The organism is Vibrio sp. 10N.222.54.A3 (assembly GCF_041474095.1).
GTDB lineage: Bacteria > Pseudomonadota > Gammaproteobacteria > Enterobacterales > Vibrionaceae > Vibrio > Vibrio crassostreae_C.
Window position 1 is genome coordinate 1 of sequence record NZ_JBFRTN010000010.1, and the last position, 2,341, is coordinate 2,341.

Here is a 2,341-nt window from a genome sequence, read left to right on the forward strand (position 1 = left end):
TGAACTGTTGGTCTTGAGGCACTGGCAGGTCGTTTACTGGGTTAACGGTTAAGTCTGCAGAGGCTTGAACTGTGTTGGTGCCATCTGAGATATCGAAGCTGATATCAATGTCACCATTGAAGTTCGCATCTGGTGTGATGGTGAAACTGCCATCATCGTTAGCTACAACCGTCGCATCACCACCAACTGTTAAGCCGCTCGCGGTTAGGTCTTCGCCTTCAACATCGGACGCTTGAGACAACAGCTGAACTTGGCTCAATGTGATTGAACCATCTTCGTTAACGTTGTAAGCCAAATCACCGGATACTGGCGCATCATTGATTGGTAATACGTCAACATTGATGACGGTTTCCACTTCTGCACCATCTTCATCACGAATGGTGACATCAAGCTGAACTTGGCCATTAAAGTTCTCATTCGGAGCGAAGCTACAAGTGCCATCACCATTTACTGAGAAGATACCCTCAGGGCCATCGTAGCTAATACCAACAAGCTCAACATCCCCTTCTACATCTGAGGCATTAAGCAACACTTGAGACTCACTGAAGGTCAGTACTGAGTCTTCATCAATGGTGTAAGACGTTGGGCCTGCAACCGGCGGATCGTTCACTTCAAGAACATTGATACCCGCAGTCGTCGCGTCCGTCGCACCATCTTCGTCAGCAACAACCACATCCAGTGCAATTTCACCGCTGAAGTTCTCATTTGGTGAGAAGGTATAAGTGCCGTTACCATTGATTTCAAGGACACCGTCACTACCAGAGTAAGTTACGCTGTCTATCGATACATCACCTTCAATATCTGAAGATGTTGCCAATAGTTGTGCGTCAGAAATGGTAATCGAATTGTCTTCATTCACCGTGTAAGACGTTGAACCCGCAACTGGCGGATCGTTCTCAGGAGTCACGCTAACATCAATGTTTGCAGACACCGTATCGGTACCGTCTGACACATCGAAGCTAAAGCTCACATCGCCATTAAAGTTTTCGTTTGGCGCGAAGCTGTACGAGCCCTCACCTAAGTCAGTCAGTACGCCATCAGTGCCTTCATAAGTGATGCCTTCAACCGTTAGGTTATCACCTTCAACGTCTGTCGCGCCTGTAAGCAGATCCGCGTCTGTGAACAGTAAAGTACCGTCTTCTGCAATACTGAACTGTTGATCTTGAGGCACTGGCAGGTCATTAACTGGGTTAACGGTTAGGTCTGCAGAAGCTTGAACCGTATTGGTGCCATCAGAGATATCGAAGCTGATATCGATGTCACCGTTGAAGTTCTCATCTGGCGTGATGGTGAAGCTGCCGTCATCGTTCGCAACGACCGTTGCATCACCGTCAACCGTTAGGTCGCTCGCCGTAAGGTCATCGCCCTCTACGTCAGACGCTTGAGAAAGCAACTGCTCTTGGCTTAGACGAATCGAACCGTCTTCATCGATTGAGTACGCTAGGTCACCAGACACTGGCGCATCATCAACCGCTGTTACGCTTACGTCGATGTTTGCTGACACCGTATCGGTACCATCTGACACATCGAAGCCGAAGTTTACGTCGCCATTGAAGTTCTCATTCGGAGCGAAAGTATATGTGCCATTACCGTTATCGGTAAGAATACCGTCGCCGCCATCGTAGGTCACACCTTCAACCGTTAGGTTATCACCTTCGATGTCTGTAGCACCTGTTAACAGGTCTGCATCAGTGAAGATTAACGTGCCGTCTTCTTCAACGCTGAACTGTTGATCTTGAGGTACTGGCAGGTCATTAACTGGGTTAACGGTTAGGTCAGCTGATGCTTGAACCGTATTAGTACCATCTGAGATATCGAAGCTGATATCGATGTCGCCATTGAAGTTCTCATCTGGCGTAATCGTGAAGCTGCCGTCATCATTAGCTACAACCGTCGCATCTCCACCAACCGTAAGGTCGCTAGCTGTCAGGTCATCGCCTTCTACGTCAGAAGCTTGCGATAGAAGCTGCTCTTGGCTTAGACGAATCGAACCGTCTTCGTCGATTGAGTACGCTAAGTCACCAGACACTGGCGCATCATCAACTGCTGTAACACTCACATCGATGTTCGCTGACACTGTATCGGTGCCGTCTGATACATCAAAACCGAAGTTTACGTCACCATTGAAGTTCTCATTTGGTGCGAAGGTATACGTACCGTTGCCGTTGTCGGTAAGAATACCGTCGCCACCGTCGTAGGTCACACCTTCAACCGTTAGGTTGTCACCTTCGATGTCAGTAGCGCCTGTTAATAGGTCGGCATCAGTGAAGATAAGTGTGCCGTCTTCTTCAACGCTGAACTGTTGATCTTGAGGGACTGGCAGGTCGTTAACTGGGTTAAC

At 48.5% G+C, this 2,341-nt stretch carries 1 protein-coding gene; it reads right to left on the reverse strand.

Going from position 1 to position 2,341, the window contains the following annotated elements; translation table 11 throughout:
- Nucleotides 1-2,341, reverse strand: a 2,341-nt coding sequence (locus tag AB4507_RS03025; protein WP_372182213.1) for a cadherin-like domain-containing protein, incomplete at both ends; no start/stop codon positions are given.